Origin of the sequence: Pseudoalteromonas sp. Ld20 (assembly GCF_045064175.1) — a bacterium.
Taxonomy (GTDB): domain Bacteria; phylum Pseudomonadota; class Gammaproteobacteria; order Enterobacterales; family Alteromonadaceae; genus Pseudoalteromonas; species Pseudoalteromonas neustonica.
The window spans coordinates 42764-61022 of the sequence record NZ_JBISHB010000028.1 but is presented as its reverse complement, the minus strand read 5'-3'; the positions used below and the strand labels follow the sequence as shown (position 1 = coordinate 61022).

19 protein-coding genes are annotated in these 18259 nt (G+C 40.2%); 2 read left to right on the top strand and 17 right to left on the bottom strand.

Features of this window, described 5'->3' with window-relative positions; genetic code table 11:
- Nucleotides 1-7: 7 nt before the first annotated feature.
- Nucleotides 8-1039, top strand: coding sequence for a polysaccharide deacetylase family protein (locus tag ACJJVX_RS05195; RefSeq protein ID WP_054206107.1), 1032 nt, complete (start codon nt 8-10; stop codon nt 1037-1039).
- 15 nt (nt 1040-1054) lie between these two features.
- Here the strand turns inward: ACJJVX_RS05195 and ACJJVX_RS05190 are convergent, their stop codons facing one another.
- From ACJJVX_RS05190 to ACJJVX_RS05130, 13 genes are all read right to left on the bottom strand, one after another.
- Entirely contained in the window at nt 1055-2086 is a 1032-nt protein-coding gene (locus ACJJVX_RS05190) for a chemotaxis response regulator protein-glutamate methylesterase (protein ID WP_170174275.1), read from the bottom strand.
- A 9-nt stretch (nt 2087-2095) separates the two neighbouring features.
- A complete protein-coding gene (gene cheD / locus ACJJVX_RS05185; RefSeq protein WP_054206105.1) occupies nt 2096-2713 on the bottom strand; it encodes a chemoreceptor glutamine deamidase CheD in 618 nt (205 codons plus the stop codon).
- Nucleotides 2714-2715: 2 nt separating this feature from the next.
- A complete protein-coding gene (locus ACJJVX_RS05180) occupies nt 2716-3528 on the bottom strand; it encodes a protein-glutamate O-methyltransferase CheR (protein WP_054206104.1) in 813 nt (270 codons plus the stop codon).
- A 193-nt stretch (nt 3529-3721) separates the two neighbouring features.
- Nucleotides 3722-6442 carry a methyl-accepting chemotaxis protein gene (locus ACJJVX_RS05175; RefSeq protein ID WP_405630492.1) on the bottom strand — a complete coding sequence of 907 codons (2721 nt, stop codon included), beginning with the start codon at nt 6440-6442 and terminating at the stop codon, nt 3722-3724.
- A gap of 33 nt (nt 6443-6475) precedes the next feature.
- Nucleotides 6476-6973: a chemotaxis protein CheW gene (locus ACJJVX_RS05170; RefSeq protein WP_054206102.1), complete on the bottom strand. Its 498-nt coding sequence runs from the start codon at nt 6971-6973 to the stop codon at nt 6476-6478.
- Nucleotides 6970-9051, bottom strand: a complete 2082-nt coding sequence (locus ACJJVX_RS05165) for a chemotaxis protein CheA (protein WP_170174273.1) — start codon at nt 9049-9051, stop codon at nt 6970-6972. Before ACJJVX_RS05165 ends, ACJJVX_RS05170 begins: the two co-directional genes overlap by 4 nt.
- 14 nt (nt 9052-9065) lie before the next feature.
- Nucleotides 9066-9428, bottom strand: coding sequence for a response regulator (locus ACJJVX_RS05160; RefSeq protein WP_054206100.1), 363 nt, complete (start codon nt 9426-9428; stop codon nt 9066-9068).
- Nucleotides 9429-9437: 9 nt separating this feature from the next.
- On the bottom strand, nt 9438-9710 hold the full coding sequence (locus ACJJVX_RS05155) for a lipid asymmetry maintenance protein MlaB (protein ID WP_054206099.1): 273 nt from the start codon (nt 9708-9710) through the stop codon (nt 9438-9440).
- A 176-nt stretch (nt 9711-9886) separates the two neighbouring features.
- Complete coding sequence (locus ACJJVX_RS05150; protein ID WP_054455411.1) at nt 9887-10498, bottom strand: SCO family protein; 612 nt, start codon at nt 10496-10498, stop codon at nt 9887-9889.
- Nucleotides 10495-11403 carry a heme o synthase gene (cyoE, locus tag ACJJVX_RS05145; RefSeq protein ID WP_054206138.1) on the bottom strand — a complete coding sequence of 303 codons (909 nt, stop codon included), beginning with the start codon at nt 11401-11403 and terminating at the stop codon, nt 10495-10497. The genes ACJJVX_RS05150 and cyoE overlap by 4 nt, the downstream gene beginning before the upstream one ends.
- An 8-nt stretch (nt 11404-11411) precedes the next feature.
- Nucleotides 11412-12401: a heme A synthase gene (locus ACJJVX_RS05140; RefSeq protein ID WP_054206097.1), complete on the bottom strand. Its 990-nt coding sequence runs from the start codon at nt 12399-12401 to the stop codon at nt 11412-11414.
- Nucleotides 12402-12418: 17 nt separating this feature from the next.
- The gene (locus ACJJVX_RS05135) at nt 12419-12913 is read right to left on the bottom strand and encodes a hypothetical protein (protein WP_054206096.1); all 495 of its coding nucleotides are present in this window, start codon (nt 12911-12913) and stop codon (nt 12419-12421) included.
- Entirely contained in the window at nt 12913-13650 is a 738-nt protein-coding gene (locus tag ACJJVX_RS05130; protein ID WP_405630484.1) for an SURF1 family protein, read from the bottom strand. The genes ACJJVX_RS05135 and ACJJVX_RS05130 overlap by 1 nt, the downstream gene beginning before the upstream one ends.
- Nucleotides 13651-13662: 12 nt before the next feature.
- Here ACJJVX_RS05130 and ACJJVX_RS05125 point away from each other — a divergent pair, with 12 nt between their 5' ends.
- On the top strand, nt 13663-13977 hold the full coding sequence (locus ACJJVX_RS05125; protein ID WP_082379065.1) for a DUF2909 family protein: 315 nt from the start codon (nt 13663-13665) through the stop codon (nt 13975-13977).
- Here ACJJVX_RS05125 and ACJJVX_RS05120 read toward each other — a convergent pair.
- The 4 genes from ACJJVX_RS05120 to coxB are packed head-to-tail and all read right to left on the bottom strand — an operon-like array spanning nt 13877 to nt 18058.
- Nucleotides 13877-14752 (bottom strand): cytochrome c oxidase subunit 3, encoded by an 876-nt coding sequence (locus tag ACJJVX_RS05120; protein WP_405630480.1) that lies wholly within the window; start codon nt 14750-14752, stop codon nt 13877-13879. The two genes, ACJJVX_RS05125 and ACJJVX_RS05120, sit on opposite strands and share 101 nt — an antisense overlap.
- Before the next feature lie 35 nt (nt 14753-14787).
- Nucleotides 14788-15315 (bottom strand): cytochrome c oxidase assembly protein, encoded by a 528-nt coding sequence (locus tag ACJJVX_RS05115; protein ID WP_054206093.1) that lies wholly within the window; start codon nt 15313-15315, stop codon nt 14788-14790.
- Complete coding sequence (gene ctaD, locus ACJJVX_RS05110; RefSeq protein ID WP_054206092.1) at nt 15315-16916, bottom strand: cytochrome c oxidase subunit I; 1602 nt, start codon at nt 16914-16916, stop codon at nt 15315-15317. The genes ACJJVX_RS05115 and ctaD overlap by 1 nt, the downstream gene beginning before the upstream one ends.
- A complete protein-coding gene (coxB, locus tag ACJJVX_RS05105) occupies nt 16916-18058 on the bottom strand; it encodes a cytochrome c oxidase subunit II (RefSeq protein WP_054206091.1) in 1143 nt (380 codons plus the stop codon). Before coxB ends, ctaD begins: the two co-directional genes overlap by 1 nt.
- Nucleotides 18059-18259: the final 201 nt, after the last annotated feature.

Below are 18259 nucleotides of genomic sequence, written 5' to 3'. Positions count from 1 at the left end.
GTGCCTTATGACGTTTAAGAAATTTTTTCACAGTGTACTATCGGTCCTATTTTGTCTGTCTTTGCCTGCGCAAAGTGCAGTTATTTTGCAGTATCACCATGTCAGTGAAACTCTGCCAGCGGTTACAAGTGTCAGTGCTGATACTTTTACCGAACATCTTACTTACCTGCAAGAGCATGATTTTAAAGTGCTCCCACTCAATGAACTATTAACTCGCTTGCAACAAGGCGAAAGTTTACCAGATAAAACCGTCGCAATTACGTTTGATGATGGATACAAGAATAACTATGAACAAGCAGCGCCCATATTAGAGAGGTTTAATTACCCTTATACTATTTTTGTAAACCCTAAACTTATTGATGAAGGTAAAGGCTATGTGATGGGTTGGCCCCAATTGAGAGAGCTCGCAAAAAAAGGAGCCCTTATTGCTAATCACAGTGCTCAACATGACTACTTACATCGTAAATTAGCTGAAGAAACAACAGAGCAATGGCAAGCCCGGATCAAGCAAGATATTTTGTCGTCACAACAGCGCATTAAAGAAGAAATAGGACATGACTATAAATACTTAGCCTATCCTTACGGTGAGTTTAATAATCAGCTGCAAGACTTAGTAACTGAGTTGGGCTTTATTGGTATTGGCCAACACTCAGGAGCTATACACACAGACTCTGACTTTAGCCGCTTACCTCGCTTTCCTGCATCAGGGTTTTATAGCACGCTCGATACTTTAATTACTAAAATGAATGCGCGTGCATTCCCTATTAAAAAGCTAATTTATACTGATAGTGTAACAACTGAGGATCTTCCCCAGATCAGTATCCAATTTAATATGGGGGATTTCCATAAAAGCCAACTAGCATGTTATGTATCTAGTGTTGGACAAGCAAAGCTAAAATGGACATCTAAAGATACAGTGCAAGTACAAACACCAAAAGCATTAGGTAAAGGTCGCTCTCGCTTTAATTGTACTGCGCCATCTATTAAGCATGCAGGTAGTTATTACTGGTTTTCACAACCTTGGGTAATCGTTAAATAACCTATTTTTTGCAAATTATTTTTTAACAGCATGACGCAATAAATTACTCGCGATTTTATCCAAGGAAACCACATCTATAGCGGCATTTAGCTCAATTGCCGCTTTTGGCATTCCCCATACTACTGATGACAGCTCATCTTGCGCCATAGTGTAAGCCCCCAACTCCCTTAGAGACAATAAACCTTTAGCGCCATCACTTCCCATTCCCGTTAATAGTGCTGCTACTGTATGCGTTGGACATACCTTTGCCATCGAATTAAATAACACATCAACAGAGGGGCGATGACGATTTATCGGGTCACTTGCATCAAGCTGGCAATACAAACTGCCATTTTGCAACTTAATACTTAAATGCTGATCCCCTGGTGCTATATAAGCCCAGCCTGGCGCTAGTTTGTCACCATGACATGCTTCTTTTACATTTATTGCGCAGGTTTTGTCCATTCGTAGTGCAAATGACTTACTAAAAACTGGCGGTATATGCTGAGTGATCATAAGCGGCGGACAATTCACTGGCATATTTATTAATACCTCTTTAATTGCCTCAGTTCCCCCTGTTGATGCTCCGATCGCTAACACTTTGGTATTGATAAAATGTTGTTTAGCAGAAGTATCAATTGCAACATTAGCTGGGAGCTTAAAGCTGCGTATCCTAGCACTTGCAGCAGTGCGCACTTTTTGCTGTACTAGCTGCGCATACTGAGCAAATTGTTCAGATACATTAATTTTTGGCTTAGCAACAAAATCAACAGCCCCTAACTCTAATGCTTCAAGCGTAATGGGCGAGCCTTTTTGAGTTAAAGTAGAAATCATTACAACCGGCATTGGTCTTAGTCGCATTAGATTTTTTAAAAAACTAATGCCGTCCATTCTTGGCATCTCAATATCTAATGTAAGTACATCAGGATTGAGCTGTTTGATCATGTCCCGGGCTTGATAAGGGTCTTCAGCACAGCCAACCACTTTAATATCATCAGCTTGATTTAAAACTTGGGTTAAGATTTGCCTTATCAGCGGGGAGTCATCTATCACGAGTACATTAATCATTTAATCCCCTTAGAATAATTCAATATCAGTTTTTAATTCTTGTTTTTCAATATTATGAAGATAGTTCACTTCACGTTTTTCGATATTCTCATTTTGCACACTACGCAGCTTTTTCACATGAGCTTTACCCGTCTGCGGGTGAAACACCACTTTACGAGGCCATGGACCCCCTACATCCTGAGAAACTAACCTCAATCCCTCTTCTTGAACGTATGCCTGTGCAAAACTTATATTACCAAGACCGATATCCGTCATTGTCCGAATAATCTGCCCGCCACCAAAGAGCTTTATTTTTAAATTCGCGCGCGATGCACCATTTTTAAGCACTTCATTAATTAAAAATTCCATTGCCCAATTTCCATAACGGCAATTTAGGCTGTGAGCATTTGTAAGCTCCTGTCCTTTTTCAATAGGCAGCATAAAGTGATTCATGCCCCCAACACCTACTTGCTCATCATAAACACACGCAGCAATACATGATCCGAGCACAGTCGTAATTAACTCATCATTTTTTGATACATAAAACTCACCGGGCAAAACCTTTGCAACAACATTTTTATGCCCACTATCCCAAAACCGTCTTACATGATCGAAGCCTTTTAGTACTGGTGAAAAATGCTTATCCATAATTAAACCTTCTGATACATTGTCTTCCCTAAATTCTTAAACTCTTGATGTGCCTTACTCATTGTTTCAGAGTGACCCAACATTAGATGTCCATCCATAGCTAAAACTTGGTGATAACGCTCAAAAAGCTGCTCTTTCGTTTCTTTATCAAAATAGATCACCACATTACGACAAAAAATCACATCAAATGGGCCTTTAAGCGGCCACTCTTGCAGTAAATTCAAACGTTTAAAAGAAATCATCTGTTGCAGTTCAGGTTTTACTTTAAATTGCTCACCATCTTTACTTCTTAAAAACCAGCGCTTTAACTGACTAGGCTCAAGCCCATTAACATTTGCTGCGGTATAAGTACCAGACTGCGCTTTCGCCAAAACGTTGGAGTCTAAATCGGTTGCTAGAATTTTTACATCCCAATCACGTGGGAATACACCACTCAATACCATAGCTAAAGAATAAGGTTCTTCACCCGTAGAGCAGCCCGCAGACCAAATACGTACTCGCCGCGTATCTTTATTGGCTATTAATAGCTTTGGAAAAATCTGTGTTTGTAGATAGTCAAAATGGTGCTGCTCGCGAAAAAATGCCGTCAAATTTGTGGTTATCGCATTAATGAAATCACTAAACTCTTGATTATGGTGAGCTTCTAAATACTCTAAGTACTGCTTGAAATTGGAGAGCTGCAATGATCTTACTCGCCGCGCTAAACGTGAATAAACCATTTCCCGCTTATGCTCACCCAATACAATGCCGCAAGAGTTATATACTTTTTCTGATACTTTCTTAAAATCATCGTCGGTAAACAAAAACTCTTTCATCACAATCACTCGCAATTATAACAGTCGGAAATAACGGCTATTAAGGGTTTAGTAATTAGCTGCTCAGGATTCTAAGCATTGGCGTGCGCTAATCGCGCTGTACAATAAATCAAATACTTATGTGATATAAAATGTACAGCGCACCTTTTCTAAATCCATATAGAAAATATTCTTTGTTGTTTATTAATAAACTTTAAAATTCTTCCCACTCATCAGAAGGCTCAGAGAAATCATTCCCTCTTGGTTCGCTGCGAATATAACGACTATGTGTGACGGGTGTTTCAGTACTTCTTACGTGTGGGGTCGTCGCTTTAGGCTTTTCTATGTTGGGAACTACAGCCTCTTCTTGGCCTAATGAGAAGAACCGTAATAGCTTACGCATATCATTCGCTTGCTCTGCCATCGACTCACCAGCAGCAGACGCTTGTTCAACCAAGGCCGCATTTTGCTGTGTCATTTCATCCATTTCAGAAATTGCTTTATTAACTTGCTCAATGCCTGAGCTTTGCTCTTCAGATGCTTCTGCAATATCCGAAATCATGCCTGTGACACGTTGCACACAGGTAACTATTTCTTGCAACGTTGCACCTGACTCATTGACCAATTGCGTGCCATCTTCGACCTTATCAACACTATCTCTAATTAACTCTTTAATCTCTTTTGCAGCCCCTGCAGAGCGCTGAGCTAAGTTTCGTACCTCTCCTGCGACAACAGCAAAGCCTCTACCTTGCTCTCCTGCTCTTGCGGCCTCAACAGCGGCGTTAAGCGCTAATAGGTTAGTTTGAAAAGCAATTTCGTCAATCACACTTATAATATCAGCAATTTTTTTACTGGATTCATTGATCGCTGACATGCTGGTTACAGCTCGATTAACGACCTCTCCTCCAAGTTGTGCTTTGTCTCGTGTTTCTGACGCCAGTTCATTGGCTACTTTAGCGTTATCTGCATTTTGACGAACTGTACTTGTCATTTCTTCCATACTTGATGCTGTTTCTTCTAATGCTGATGCTTGCTCCTCCGTACGCTGGCTTAAATCTGCATTGCCTTGCGATATCTCTTCCGCACCACTGGCAACCATAGTCGCGGATGAATTTATTCGGTGGATAACTTCTGTTAATTTATCTGCGGTTGCATTAGCATCACGTTTAAGCTTATCAAATGAACCTTGATAATCTTGTTCAATACGTTTTGATAAATCGCCATTAGCCATCGCTGATAGCATTTCCCCTGTACCGGACACTGCATCATCTACAATCCCAACCAAACTGTTTAATCCTTTGGCTAAGCGTAGGAAAAATCCATTTTTATCTGCTTCTTTTATCCTAATATCTAAATCACCACTTCCAGCGACACTAATTAAATCATTAATTTCTTTTTCTATGGCAACTTCTTCTGTACGGTCAACCCACTCAACGACAGTGCCTATACGCTCACTATCAGGTGTAATAATAGGGTTAGCAACTAGGCCAAAAGTTCGCCCGCCAACCAGTATTTCAGCACTATACGTTTTATTTAATTTGCTTAATATATTACGCTGGTGGACTGGGTTCTTATGAAATACATCAATGTTTTGCCCTAATAACTTACTACTATCAAAAGTAGGTAGGTCTTTGCGTAAATCTTTCTCTGCCGTACGCATCATACTAACAACCGCATCATTCATATAAATGATGTTATTATCTGCATCCGCAATCATAGTATTAGTAGCAACGCGATCTAACGCTCGGCGCACACGTAAATTTTCTTGTGATTCACGTTTTTCTTGCTCAGCTTTATTTTCACTATCTGTTATATCTTGCCACTCAACAATCGTTCCTAACCTCTGCCCATCACTACCAAGCCAAGGCGTAGCGATGAGACTAAAAATAAGTTCCGCTAAACGTAAAGTGGCTTTATGTGGCTCGTTAAGTTCTGACAATACTTTGCGCTGATGCGATGGCTGCTTATGAAAATCATCTACACAGGTACCTATAAGATCCGCCACTGAAAATGATGGCAAAACGGTTTTTAGCTTAGCCTCACGCGCCTGCAGCATTTGTTTTACTTTCTCATTTACAAAAACAATCTTTAAATCGTTATCTGCAATCATCACATTTGCTTGGCATACTTTTAAGGCATTCGCTAAATCTGCAGTCGAGCGCGCTTTTTCAGATACTGCTTTTTGGGCACTAATATCACTAGCATATTTAATGACTTTATATGGTTTTCCGTTAGGGTCAAAAATAGGATTGTAAGACGCTTGTATCCAGATCTTTCTACCATCTTTTGCTATACGCAAGTACTCACCTGAGTCAAATTCTCCATCTCCTAATTTTCGCCAAAACTGGTTATATTCAGTACTTTTAGCATATTCCTGTTCGACAAATAAACGGTGATGCTTGCCTCTAATTTCATCCAAACTATAACCAAGTGTGTTTAAAAAATTATCATTGGCCGTAATAATGGTGCCATCAAGGTTAAATTCGATCACTGCTTGGGATTTATTAATTGCTTCTATTTGACTGGCCACATCAGCTGCAAGGCGTTTTTGCTGTGTGATGTCTGTGGCAAACTTAACAACTTTTAATACTTTTCCTTGCGCATCTATGACAGGGTTGTACGTCGCTTGTATCCAAATTTCTTTACCATGATTACCTGTGCGCTTGAATTCACCGCGGATAAACTCACCACTTTTAAGTCGCTGCCAAAACTCTTGATATTGCGCGCTGTCGACCTCTGTAGGATCAACAAACATGGCATGATGTTGACACTGAATTTCCTCAAGCTGGTAACCCATTACATTTAGAAAATTGTCATTGGCAGTAATAATTTGCCCCTCGGGCTCAAATTCAATGACCGCTAAAGACTTATTTAATGCAGCAACGACTAGGTCATTACTTGATTCTGACTGTTTTGAATTACTAAACCACCACATGCCAATCACCTTTTTATTTATCTGTTATGGTTTTTAATGCGTACATTTAATCTTCATTGTTTTTTTCAAATCAAGTAACGCAACCATTTTTTCACCTACATTTACCAGCCCTGCAACAAACTCTGAGTTATCAGAATCCGTAAAATTAGGCACTGTTTTCGCGTCTTCTTCTGCGATGCTATAAACATCAGATACAGCGTCCACGACTACGCCCATAATCTTGCTGCCTTGTTCAAAATTCACTTTTACGACTATCACAACAGTTAAAGGACCATACTCAATACTCGGTAATCCAAACCGCAACCTCAAATCTAAAATAGGGACTATGGTCCCACGTAGATTAATAACCCCTTTGACGTAATCTGGTGCATTAGGTAGCACTGTAATTTCTTCCCAACTACGAATTTCTTGCACAGTTAAAATATCTACACCGTACTCCTCATCCGCCATAATAAAAGTGAGAAATTGCTTCACCCCTTTTGCTTGTTCTAGCATTATCTTGTTATCTAATTCGCTTTGCCCAGAGATCATGACGCCTCCAAATTAGCTTGCGATTCAATAATCAACTCCTGGCTTCCTGGTTTTCGTAAGCCAGATAATTTGATTAAACCACTAATATCTATAATTAGAGAAACACGGCCATCACCTAAAATTGTCGCCCCAGATACACCGTCTACCTTTTGATAATTAGCTTCTAAGCTCTTAATCACAACTTGTTGCTGAGAAAGTAAATCATCTACTAGTAAACCTATTTTTTGATTATCGCTTTCAACAACGACTAACAAGGTTTTATCTAAGGTCTCAATAGCACCTTGATGATTAAAAATATTGTACAAACGTAAAATAGGGATGTATTCATCACGCAGCCTTAAAACATCAAGATCTTTACCCACTCGACTTACTTTGGTGATATCGATTTGCAATGACTCAACAATTGAAATTAAAGGAATAATGTATGTGTGTTTTGCAACTTTAACTAACTGACCATCTAAAATAGCCAGCGTCAGTGGTAAACGAATCGTAAAAGTCGAGCCAATACCCGTCGCGGACGACACTTCTACAGAACCATTAAGCGATTGAATATTACGCCTAACTACGTCCATTCCAACGCCGCGTCCTGAAATATCACTTACCGCATCTGCGGTTGAGAATCCCGGCATAAAAATTAATTCGTTGATTTCGTCATCGCTAAGCTCGTCGCCTAATGCTATCAGTCCATTTGCAATAGCTTTTTCTTTGATTTTAGTGGTATTAAGGCCTTGCCCATCATCCATAATTTCAATAACGATATTACCGCCTTGATGAAATGCATTGAGCGTGACAATACCTACGGGGTCTTTGCCTACTGCAAGACGCTGATCGACAGTTTCAAGGCCATGATCAAGCGAATTACGAACTAGATGCACCATTGGGTCGGAGATTTTTTCCATTACCGTTTTATCAAGCTCTGTCTGCTCTCCGAGTAATTTCAACTCAACTTGTTTATTTAACTTTTGTGAAATATCTCTTACTAAACGAGGGAAACGACTGAACACAAAACTTATGGGGAGCATCCGTATTCGCATTACATTTTCTTGTAAATCACGAGTGTTATGCGCTAACTGCGCTAATCCTTCTTGCAAAGAAGCAATCGTCGCTTCAGTAATTTCCTGCTCCCCAAGTTGCGTTAACATCGCTTGGGTTATTACTAACTCACCAACCATGTTGATCAGTGAATCCACTTTATCAATACCAACGCGTATAGAAGTTGATTCAGTTGCTGGAGGTGGTGCCTTGCTTACCACCGTTTTTTTAACCTCTTGCGTATTTATAGGTGCTGATGAAGCAGGTTCTATTTTACTATCTGGGTTATTTTCTTCGGCTCCTTGCGCCGTATCATCTTCTGAGAAAAGCCCGCCACACAGCGTAATTGTTAAATCACAATCATCTTCCACCCATTCAAATATCTCTCTAATAACACGCTCTTCTTTTTCGGTATTTAAAAAGAAGCGCCAGGAAAGAAAGCAATCATCGGCCGTTAAATCTGTAATATCAGGGATTTCATTATGAGATACATGGGTTTCGAGCTCACCTAACTCAGCTAGCTCGCTGATCATGTATAAAGGCTCATTACCTGTTTTAAATAAATGATGGTAGGGCTTAAAATCTATTTGGTATGTGTTTACTTCTGCCTGCTGTTCATCTGCACATTCTGAGTTAGGATTATCGTGTTCGGATTGCCCTAGCCCTAAAATAGCCTCAAATTTAAGCCTTAAGGCATTAGCTTCTTCAAGATCTGGTTCTTGCTCTGATTGCAAAGCACTGAGCAAAGCGCGTAAACAATCCACCGATTTTAGTAACAGGTCAACGTGCTCTGTTGTTAACTCTCTTTTGCCTTCTCGTATTTGATCTAATAAAGTTTCGAGTACATGAGTGAAGTCAGATACCGAGTTAAAACCAAATGTGCCACTGCCGCCTTTAATTGAATGCGCAGCACGAAAAATTGTATTGATCGTTTCTAAGTCTTCCTCTCCGGGAACCAAGTTTAGCAACTCAGCCTCCATTGCATCCAAGCCTTCGAAACTTTCCTCAAAAAAGACTTCAAAAAATTGACTTAAATCTATACTCATGCCCGCTCCCTAAATTAGCGAATCACTTTCTTGATGACAGCCAATAATTGCTCAGGGTTAAAAGGCTTTACAATCCAACCTGTGGCTCCTGCCGCCTTCCCTTCAACTTTTTTATCCATACCGGATTCAGTTGTTAACATTAATAACGGCGTGAATTTATAGTTTGGCAGAGTCCGTAACTCACGGATCAAAGTAATACCATCCATTATTGGCATATTGACATCTGATATAACAGCATCAAAACCTTGCTGCTTAGCGATGCTTAATGCTTCACTACCATCTTTTGCTTCAGTAACATCAAACCCTGCCTTTTTTAAGGTGAATCCCACCATTTGGCGCATTGATGCGGAATCATCCACCGCTAAAATTCTTTTCATATTGACCTCTTAATCTGTACTTTCGAGTATTAGATATTCACTCAGACCCAAACTATTAATGGTACTTTTTAATGGATCGCTCTGCCCTACCCAAATAATTTTATGATGTACAGAAAGTAAATGTTTTTGCAAAGCACATAACAACTGAATAGTTGCAGTATCCGCACTAGAGACATCACTAATATCCAAACATACATCATCATTGCTATTTAATTCGCGTAATATATCTTGATGTAAAACCTCAACTTGGGTGATAGTCAATTCTGCAGGAAGCTTTAACATAATTTTATTACTTTCCTTGTTTTACCAATTCATAACAAAAGCTTAGACCGAGTTAGTAAAAAAGCCACAAAAGCACTGAAAAAAGAATAAATATATTTCATGATGAAAAATTCAGATAAAAAAAGGAGCACATCGTGCTCCTTCATGAATACATGTAGTTTTTAATTAGCAATTAATTATTGATATTGATCTGCAATTACTGAAAACTCAATTATTAGTTTTTTTGCATTAATCAAAGGCGTGCTGCCTGCTTTAAATTCAGGTTTAAAAATAGCCCTAACAGCTCCAGTTGAATCAACCATTGCAACTGATGCACTGTGATCGACAGCATACTCTTGCTCATCACTATCGCTGATTGCGTATATTAGCCCCAGTTCTCGCACTAATGGGAATAAGTCTTTATGTGGGCCTGAAACAGCTAAGAAATCTGGATTAAAATAGTCAATATACGCTTTGCGCTTGTCGGGTGTATCTCGTTGTGGATCAACGGATAAAAACCAAACTTGCAGCGGATACTTGTCTTTTAATGCCTTATGAACATTATTAAGTTTAGCTAAGGTAAGCGGACAAATATCTGGACAGCTCGTATAGCCTAAAAAAACCAAGTTCCACTGATTTAAAAACGCTTGCTTAGTCACCGGTTCACTATTTTGATCTTGCAAGATAAAATCATTAAGCGGCTTACTTTGCTCGTAAACAAGTGCGTCAACCGTAGCTACTTTATTTTCACTACAAGCAACCAAAAAAAACAAACTTAAAACTAATAATACATTCGCATTAAACTTCATATAACAAGCCATTTGTCTACAAATAAGACCACAAAGAGTACCATTAAATGAACGATTGAAAAACGGAATAAATCCATCGCAGTGTCGTCACTTCCTGCCATTTTAAGTTTTACTGCTTTATAAATAAAAATCCCATTAAGTACCGTTGAGGCTATTAAATAAATAGCACCTGACATGCCAATTAAGTAAGGCAGTACACATACCAGTGCTAATAAAATTGAATAAGCGACTACACATGTTTTACAAAAATCAATACCGTGGGTAACAGGTAACATGGGTATTTTTGCTCGTTCATAATCACTTTTTCGGGCAATTGCCAAAGCCCAAAAATGTGGAGGCGTCCAGGTGAAAATAATCATTACCAACAACCAAGGAGCAGCTGCCATTTGCCCAGTTTCAGAGACCCAGCCTAGTAATGGTGGCATTGCACCAGCGAGCCCACCAATAACTATATTTTGTGGGGTTGCTCGTTTTAAAAATGAAGTATAAATAAATGCATAACCAACCAATGCAAATAAGGTCAATATTGCAGTTAACGGGTTAGCCCATAGCATCAACATAATAAAACCACTAACGCCAATCACTGTTGCAAAACTCAATGCATGAAACTTAGATAACCGCCCCTTAGCAACTGGACGATGACGTGTGCGCGCCATTTTACTATCTATTTCGCTATCAACCACGTGATTAATAACAGCTGCCGCTGCTGATAATAACCCGATCCCTAACAAGCTGATTAGCTGTACACCCATCCCTCGACCAACATCTGGTGCAAGCGCTAACCCCACCCATGCTGTTAGTACCAACATGGCGACTACTTTGAATTTACAAATTGCGAGATAATCATTAATTAACGCGCTAATTTGACTAGGTGCTAACTTTGTTATTGCTATTAGTTGTGTCATAACTGCCCCTAAGTACGTACTTTTAAGTAAAAACATAAACGAACTACCGTTAATAAGAGTATGGCAGCCATTAGGTTATGTGCCAGTGCGATACCTAAAGGAAAATGCCAATGCACAACCGCTAATCCTAAACAAATCTGACATAGCAGTGCAATTAAGACCGCCACAGTGCAATGTTTTATCTTTTTAGATAGTGCATGGCTATAAATGCGCCACATGATCAGTGCTAACACTACACACGTAACCAAAGCCCATATTCTATGCAGTAAATGAATCGACATTCTTGCTTGCTGTGAAAGCACGCCATATTCATAAGTACTTTGCTCTAACGGTAATTGAAATACACTACTAAGCGAAAATGGTTGGCCATAACTACACAGCGGTAAACCGTTACAATGTGGGGCAGCATAATTAGCAGCTAACCAGCCGCCTAGCGCAATTTGAATTACCAGTACCACTAACGCAACCAAGCTCAGCTTAAAATGACGCCTTGCAGGGGCATCGCCTCCACTAATAGGCTGTGCAGTAAGTCGTAAATACAACAGTGTAACTAAAGACAAAATACTAAAGCCGCCCAAAAGGTGGCCCATTACAATGACAGGCTGCAAGTTCATGGTAACAGTCCACATGCCTAGCGCGGCCTGAAAAACCACTAACGCAAGTAGTAACAATGGTAACTTAACAGGCGTGGTCGGATGTTGACGCTTTGAAAAAGCCAATATAAATAGCGCTAAAATTAATAAGCCAAGGGTACCTGCAAAATAGCGGTGGATCATTTCCTTCCACGCTTTCGCGGTTTCAAACATCATATCAGGGTAACTTTGCTCTACATGAGCGAGGTCAGCTGCATGCTTGGGCACGGTTAAAAATCCATAACACCCTGGCCAATCAGGGCAACCTAAACCCGCATCACTTAAACGAGTATAAGCGCCAAGCCCAATAACTAAAATCGACAACATAAACGTAGCTAATACCAAGTTTTTATAATTTTTATACATAGTTAGCACTCCTTAAATTAGCTTGAACGCGAGTAGTTAAGTAATTTTTTTAAATCTTTTAACAATCCTTTTTGAGTTAAACGGTTTTGCTGAGGTTCTACATGATACGGGTACTGCAAAACGACCAACCCCATATGATCAATTAAATATAAACTTGCTGGCTGGAGCACATCGACTGCAGGGAGTTCACGCCAGCGCAATGTTTGCTGTTGCGCCTGCCCAAGTATTGCCATATCGACTTTGCCTTGGTTTTTACCAAGGGCAACATAAAGATTGTTTAGTGCGTGTAATTGCTCAGCGCACGCTTGCTCACATTGTGCAGGGTGATTAAGCGCTATAGTCCACTGTTTATGCTCAGATTGTTGCCAATCTTGCAGTTTAATTTCTTGAGTTAAAAACTCGCCTTTATTACTCGATGCGCTTGGGATCCAGTCAAGTTTTAAGGCTAAATACGCCATTATTAAAGGCACTAAACAACAACCAATAAATATCATTAATGGATTATTTTTCATTATAATTCCTTCTTTTTACTAGCGAATATTGCAATAACTAGGCAAGCAACAGCGATTAAAAACCACTGCACAGCATATGCTTGATGTTTTTCGGGGCTCATCACCACAGCTTTATAATGAGGCACAGCGATGTTATCGCCATCACCTTGACGATACCCCATAAATTCAACTATGTTACGACCCGTCTGCTGTGTAAATAATGCTAAGTCAATAATTTGTATGCGCTTAGGCCAGTTTGAATCTATGTGTTGCGCTGCTTTTTGCAACGTAAAGCCACTGAGCGTGCCTTGCTTTAATTGCACTGTCATGGTGAAAGGGGTTGCTGGTAAATGAACCAGAGGTAACTGTTCGCGGCTAATGGGGGCCTTAACCCATCCTAAATTTACTAATAAGTTATCATCACTGTTGGTCAATTTTAATAAAGTAACAACATCGTAGCCAACTTGCCCTTGATAGACTTGATTGTCTAACAGCCAGTATTGCTCTGTATCAAGCATGCCCGTCACAGTTACATGCAACCCGGTTTTATTCCACTTAGTTGGAAGCTGATGCATTTGCTTCCAACTCAAAACTCCCTGCTCTTGTAGCTCGGCTATTTGTGTTAGCTGTAGTGCTTTGTTTTCAGCTCTTTGTAACTGCCAATACCCCAAACGTAAGCACACTAAAATCACAATCACCACCACGCAAAGTATGATAATTGAGCTAAGCTTTTGTTTACGCCATAAAATTAACTGCATAAAGGTGACCCAGTGATTATTAAAATTATTATCGTACTGTTGCTACTATTTATACTTTTTAACTTGTTCCGAGCTTTATTTATTATGGTCTCAGGTAAAGCGGATGGACGGCCTATGTCTCACTATTTAGGCCGTCGTGTATTATTTTCTGTTGTTGTATTAGTGATTGTAATTGCAGCGTTAAAGATCGGTTTTATCCACAGTAACGCATCGCCTATTCACAAAATTACAGCACGTATACAAATACAAATAAACACAGCCATACCACATCAACAAAATGCCAATACCAAGCAGCCGCTTGAAAAGCAAAATGTTTATCCGGGCTAAAATGGCCTTTAATAATTCGAATTAGAATGACCAATAATAAAACCGTACCTAAGGTCACATGCAGGCCATGAAAACCGGTCAGTAAAAAGAATGTATTGCCGTATACACCAGCATCTAAGGTCAACCCAAGATCTTGGTAGGCATGAATATACTCTTCAACTTGTAGGCCTAAAAAGCAAATTCCTAGCGCAACCGTTAATGCCAAAAATACCTTTAATGGTCCGCGCTTATTATTCTCCATTGCGACATGTGCAAAATGCAAAGTGACCGATGAGGTGAGTAATATTAATGTGTTGATCAGTGGCAACCCCTGCCAACCCATGGCTTGTGTTGTACCTCCTGCTGGTGTTGTGACTAATGGCCACATAGCCTCGAAGGTTGGCCATAGCACCTCATTGGTCATTGCATTATTACCCGCTCCACCCAACCAAGGCACAGAGAGGATACGGGCATAAAACAATGCACCAAAAAACGCCATAAAAAACATCACCTCAGAGAAAATAAACCAACTCATACCTTGACGAAAAGAGCGATCCATTTGCGCTGAATATAAACCCTTATCAGACTCTTCAATGACATTTTTAAACCAACTAAATAACATAAACAACAACACGCCAATGCCTACATAGAGAATATAATGACCATTGCCACCTTCATTCTTAGCCTGCATCACAGTAAGCGCGGCACCCACTGCAATAAAAAACATTGCAAATGCACCGACTATTGGCCACGGACTTTGCGCGGGCACATAGTATTTTTCGTGATTTTTATCCATTTTACTTGCTCCTAAATAGCGATTAGTTTGGTGGCCTAATTACTGGCGACTAACTGCTTGCTAATATCAAAAACGGTATAAGATAAAGTTATTTCTTCCACATCATCAGGGAGTTCCGTATCAACATAAAAAAGTAATTTAAACTCAACCTCCTCCCCTGCTTTTAAGGGCTGTTGATCAAAACAAAAACAGGCCATTTTATGTAGATACTTAGCTGCTTTACCTGGCGATACCGACGGCACAGCTTGCATTACTTTATCTTCATTACTGATATTTTTTGCTTTGAATAACACCTCACGCATAGCACCAGGTTTAACAACCACACTATATTCATGTGATTTCACCTTAAACGGCGCGCCACTTTGTGCATGCGTAGTAAAGCTCACATCTATTTCACGCTTTTCATTTATATGCGTGCTTTGCTTTGCTTGCTCTAGCGAGGGCTTACCATTAAGCCCTGTAACATCACAAAAAACGTCGTACAACGGCACCATTGCAAACGCAAAAGCAAACATGCCTAGGCATATTAAAACTAAGCGTTTAAGTAATGGTGCATGACTCATTACTTAATCTCCGGTGGGGTTTCAAATGTGTGATAAGGCGCTGGAGAAGCAACCTCCCACTCAAGACCTTCAGCACCATCCCATACTTTTGCCGGAACTTTGTCGCCACCGCGTGCGCATTTATACACCACAACAACAAACAGCAATTGTGAAAGGCCAAAAGCAAAGCCGCCAATACTAATAATCGCGTTAAAATCGGCAAATTGCAGCGCATAATCAGGGATCCGACGTGGCATACCTGCAAGACCAACAAAGTGCATTGGAAAGAACAGCACATTCACACTCACTAACGACAACCAAAAGTGCCATTTAGCCAAAGTGATATTAAACATATTACCCGTCCATTTTGGCAGCCAATAATAAGCCCCCGCCATGATTGAGAAGACCGCACCTGTCACTAATACATAGTGAAAATGTGCCACCACAAAGTAAGTGTCGTGATATTGAAAATCTGCAGGGGTGATTGCCAACATTAACCCAGAGAAACCACCAATCGTAAACAACACAATAAAGGCGATGCTAAATAACATGGGTACTTCAAAGCTAATCGAACCCCGCCACATAGTGGCTACCCAGTTAAATACCTTAACGCCCGTTGGCACCGAAATCAGCATGGTCGCATACATAAAAAATAGCTCCCCAGCGACCGGCATACCCGTCGTAAACATATGGTGCGCCCAAACAATAAAGCTCAACAACGCAATTGAGGACGTCGCGTAAACCATAGAGGCATAGCCAAATAGCCGCTTACGCGAAAAGGTAGGTACTATTGTTGAGATAATACCGAAGGCCGGTAATATCATGATGTACACCTCAGGGTGCCCGAAGAACCAGAATATGTGTTGGAACATCACCGGATCACCGCCCCCAGCCGCGTCAAAAAAGCTGGTCGCAAAGTATTTATCCGTCAGGACCATAGTCACGGCACCTGCCAATACAGGCATTACAGCAATAAGTAAAAATGCCGTTATTAGCCAAGTCCATACAAATAACGGTAGCTTCATCCAAGTCATACCTGGAGCTCGCATATTAACAATGGTCACAATGACATTGATTGCTCCCATGATTGAGCTAATTCCCATGATATGCACAGCAAATACAAAAAACGCGGTGTTATCGTTACTGTATGTAGTAGAAAGTGGTGCATAAAATGTCCAACCAAATGCAGGGCCACCACCAGGCATAAATAATGAGGCTAATAGAATTAAAAACGCGAATGGTAAAATCCAAAAACTCCAATTATTCATTCGAGGTAACGCCATATCTGGCGCACCGATCATCAAGGGCACCATCCAGTTTGCCAGCCCTGTGAAAGCAGGCATAACAGCACCAAATACCATGATCAAGCCATGTACTGTAGTCATTTGATTAAAGAAGTGAGGATCAACTAATTGTAGACCCGGCTGAAACAACTCAGCGCGTATAACCATCGCCATCGCGCCACCAATTAAAAACATGGTCAACGAGAAAATTAAATATAAGCTGCCAATGTCTTTATGATTAGTTGTGTACAACCAACGCTTAAACCCTTTTGCAGGGTGATGATGTCCGCCGTCATGATGCCCAGCTTCATTATGTTGTTGCTCTGTTACGCTACTCATTATTTAGCCTCCGAAGTTGCATCAATCGCGGCTTGTATTTGACTCGGTTGAATCACATCCCCAGTATCATTACCCCATGCATTACGTTTATAGGTAACGACAGCTGCCAATTGCTTAATTGATAACTGCTTAACAAATGCTTGCATCGCAGTACCTGGGCGACCATTAATCACCACATCAATATGATCATTAATATCCCCCAACACTACAGGATTACCTTTGAGCGCAGGAAATACACCTGGTAAACCCATTCCTGTTGGTTGATGGCATGCGGCGCAACTAGCCATATACACTTGCTCTCCCAACACCATTAACTCCTCTTTAGGGAGGGTTTGGTCAAGCAGGGCTGCATCTGCTGCTGCTGCCGTTTTTTTGGCTTGCTTCGCTTGTTGCAACCAATCGGTAAACGCTTGCTCAGACTTAGCCTCAACAACAACAGGCATAAAACCATGATCTTTACCACATAGTTCAGCACACTGACCTCGATAAATTCCCTCTTCATTAATTTTGGTCCACGTTTCATTGATAAAGCCAGGGTTTGCATCTTTTTTAACAGCAAAATCAGGTACCCACCAAGAGTGGATAACATCGTCTGAAGTCATCAAAAAACGTACTTTTTTATTAATTGGTAATACCAATGGTTTATCAACTTCAAGTAGATAGGTGTTTGTTTTATCTGCTTGGTTGGAAATTTGATCTTGAGGGGTTGATAGAATAGAGTAAAAAGCAACGTCTTCACCCATGTATTCATAATGCCACTTCCACTGCGACCCCGTAATTTTAATGGTCAAATCAGCTTTGCTGGCATCTTCCATCGAAATTAGAGTTTTAGTAGCGGGTACCGCCATAGCGATTAAGATTACAAATGGTATTGCCGTCCAGAGGATTTCTACTTTTGTACTTTCATGGAATTGGGCAGGTTTTGCCCCTTTTGATTTTCGGTGATGGATTAGTGCCCAAAACATAACCGCGAACACAATTACACCAATCACACAACATATAATAAATATTGTCATGTGCAGTTGATAAACATCATTACTTATATCTGTTACGCCCTTTCGCATATTAAATTGGCTATTTGCCAATACTTGCTGCGGTAGAACAAACAATATAAGCCACAAGGTAGAGCTCAGTTTACCCATGTGACGACTCCTTTGAATGCTATTGCAAAAATGCAAAGCGAAAAGGCGGCACTGCTATTAAATCGCGCCAATTCGTTTATTGTTATTTTAACTGAAAGTTAACAATTCATTTATGCCACAGGCATAAACACACTCATTAAAGAGCAATTGTTAATACAGTGTATTAACCAATTAGTTAAAAAATGAACAATTAGCAAGTTT